This is a genomic window from Candidatus Aquicultor sp. (assembly GCF_054640775.1).
The window spans coordinates 1-2880 of sequence record NZ_JBTSLF010000286.1 but is presented as its reverse complement, the minus strand read 5'-3'; the positions used below and the strand labels follow the sequence as shown (position 1 = coordinate 2880).

Annotated in this window: 1 protein-coding gene and 1 pseudogene; both read left to right on the top strand. The window is 50.2% G+C overall.

From position 1 onward, the window contains the following. Positions 1-302: 302 nt before the first annotated feature. Positions 303-428 (top strand): annotated as a pseudogene (locus ACYC56_RS14235) (double zinc ribbon domain-containing protein); the annotation flags it as partial. 18 nt (positions 429-446) lie between these two features. Then, on the top strand, positions 447-2880 hold a 2434-nt coding region (locus tag ACYC56_RS14230), incomplete at its 3' end, for an ATP-binding protein (protein ID WP_461374831.1).

The following is a 2880-nucleotide window of genomic DNA, read 5'->3' as shown; positions in this document are numbered from 1 at the left end:
AGAGAGGTGGGGTTTTTCTTTTGAAGACAAAAAAAAGGACTATCCTAATATCAAGACACCATGAATATTTGGAGGCCAACCAAGCAGTCCTTTAACATATTAATCGGGCTAAGAAAACATAGTTCGGTTGCCGGCAAAGGCCGACGGTCAATAAAAGTACTGTTGGCGGAGCAAGTGAAATTTGCCATGAGCGAGAGCGCGCCTATTTCTGATAAAGGGTAAAAGGGGCCAAGAATCTCTCTCTGCTATTAAATCAATTTTAAGGGTGGTCACGGCGCGCTGTCATTACAGAGGACATCTACATGAACTGTCCGAAATGCTGGAGCGAAAATTATGAAGGGGCAAAGTTCTGCCGTAGGTGCGGCGCCCGGTTGGAAAGGGTTTGTCCCCTATGCCGCGCTGCCAACCCTCTCCACTTCAAATTCTGCGGAGAGTGCGGGCAACCCTTGTCCGCGTCTTCGGAATTACCTTCCCCAAAATTCCTTTCGGAAAAACACCCCAACCCCTCTCCTCCCCCCAAAGAGCTGACCGAGAAAATCCTGGCCCAGAAAGGGCGGATCGAGGGCGAGCGCCGGCAGGTAACGGTGATGTTCTGCGATCTGGAGGGCTCTACTGCTCAGACCGAAAAACTGGGAGACGAGAAGGCCTTTGCCCTCATTGATGAGCTCTTCGGCATCCTGACACAGCAGGTCCACAGATATGAGGGAACGGTCCAGGATTTCCGGGGAGACGGCATAATGGCCCTTTTCGGTGCCCCCATTGCTCTGGAAAACACCGCCCAGCGGGCCGTTAGCACCTCCCTGGCCATCCACCAAGAAGTAAACCGATTCAACAACCGAATTCTTGAGGAATCCCGAAGCCAGGTCCTCCGGATGCGGATCGGAATCCATACCGGCCCGGTCATCCTGGGCAGCATCGGCAGCGACCTGCGCCTGGAGTTCCAGGTCATCGGTGATACGGTGAACCTGGCGGCCCGGATGGAAGCACTTGCAGAACCAGGAACCACCTATGTGACTAAAGAGACATACCAACTGGCTAAGGGCCTCTTTCATTTCCAGTCCGCGGGGAAAAGAATGGTCAAAGGCAAGGAGGAACCGATTTCCGTTTATAAGGTTTTATCCGCCAAAGAAGACGTGTACCGCCCTCGTTTGGGTGCAGATCGTCTTATTTACTCCAGGATGGTCGGGAGGGACAGTGAGCTGAATAGGCTGGAACTTCAGTTAATGAAAGCGATTAACGGTCAGGGATCGGTCGTTAATATTATCGGCGAAGCTGGTAATGGGAAATCGAGGCTTCTGGCTGAGCTGAAAAACAAGGAGGTCATGAAAAGGGTAACCCTTTGGGAAGGAAGGGGGATTTCCATAGGCAAAAATCTAAGTTTTCACCCGATTAATGATGTCTTTAAACAATGGGCTGGAATCAGGAGGGATGATGGAGAAGCCAAGGCATTCGATAAACTCCAGGCTGCCATAAAGAGGTTTTTTCAAGAAGAGTATCATGAGGTGCTTCCTTTTGTGGCCATCCTGATGGGGATGAAGCTGTCCGGAAATCATGCCCAGAGGACAAAAGGGATAGAGGGTGAGGCACTGAATAGTCTGATTCTGAAGAGTGTAAGGGATCTGTTGGTCAAGGCGGCGGAACGGACTCCTCTGGTGATGGTGATCGATGACTTGCACTGGGCGGACACCAGTTCCGTTGATCTTCTGGAATCCCTTTTCCGCCTGGCAGAGACGCACAAGATTCTTTTCATCAATCTTTTTCGGCCCGGTTATAAGGAAACCGGAGACCGCTTAGCTAAATCCCTCAAAGACCGCCAGGTGAACTACTATATCGAAATGGTTTTGGAACCCCTGGCGGAAGAAATGAGTGAAGCCCTCATCAGCAACATGTTGAACCTCAAAGAGCTTCGACACACTTTGGTCACCAGTATCGTAGAAAGAACTGGAGGCAATCCCTTCTTTATTGAAGAAGTCGTTCGCTCTCTTATCGACGAGCAAGCGCTTTTGCCCAAGGGAGGCACATTTTACTTAACCGATAAGGCGGCAACCATCTCCATTCCCAACACCATCGAAGAGTTACTGATGTCCAGGATCGGCCGGTTGGAGGAGCAGACTCGTGACCTGGTGAAAGAGGCATCGGTAATCGGAAGGTCTTTCTTCTATCGCGTCCTGGCAGAGGTGTCCTCCAAAATCGAAAATATCGATGCCAGGCTCTCCTATCTGGAGGAAATTCAGATCCTCAGAGAGCGATTGAGAATGGGCGAGTTAGAGTACCTCTTCAAGCACGCCCTGGCCCAGGAGGTGGCCTACGAATCAATTCTGCCCTTGAAAAGAAAAGAGCTTCACCTTAGGGTAGCCCGATCCATCGAAAAGATCTTTGAGGAAAGGCTTTATGAATTCTACGGTATGCTTGCCTATCATTACTGCCGGGCCGAGAGCCTGGAAAAGGCCGAAGAGTGCCTGATCAAGGCCGGGGAGGAAGCCCTGAAATCTTCAGCTTCCAATGAGGCACTCCACTATTATCAGGAAGCGCTCAATATTTATCGAAGAATCCAAGGCGACAGTGCCGATCCCGAAAAGGTGGCCATGCTGGAGAAGAACATCGGTCTGGCTCTTTTTAATCGCGGTCGCTATGGGGAGGCGGTGGAACATTTCGACAAGGCCCTTAACTACTATTGGGGCGAGTCCCCCCAAAATGCCTTTTCAACAAACATAAAATTTCTGTCAAGTCTCACCAGATTTCTCCTGGCCCTGTACTTTCCATACTTCTGGTTCAAGAAAATCCCCACACAACGGGATACCGAGGCTGTAGACTTGTTTTACAAAAAGGGGGAAGCCCTGGTAGTCATCAATCAAAAGAGGTTGTTTATTGAATCTTTTT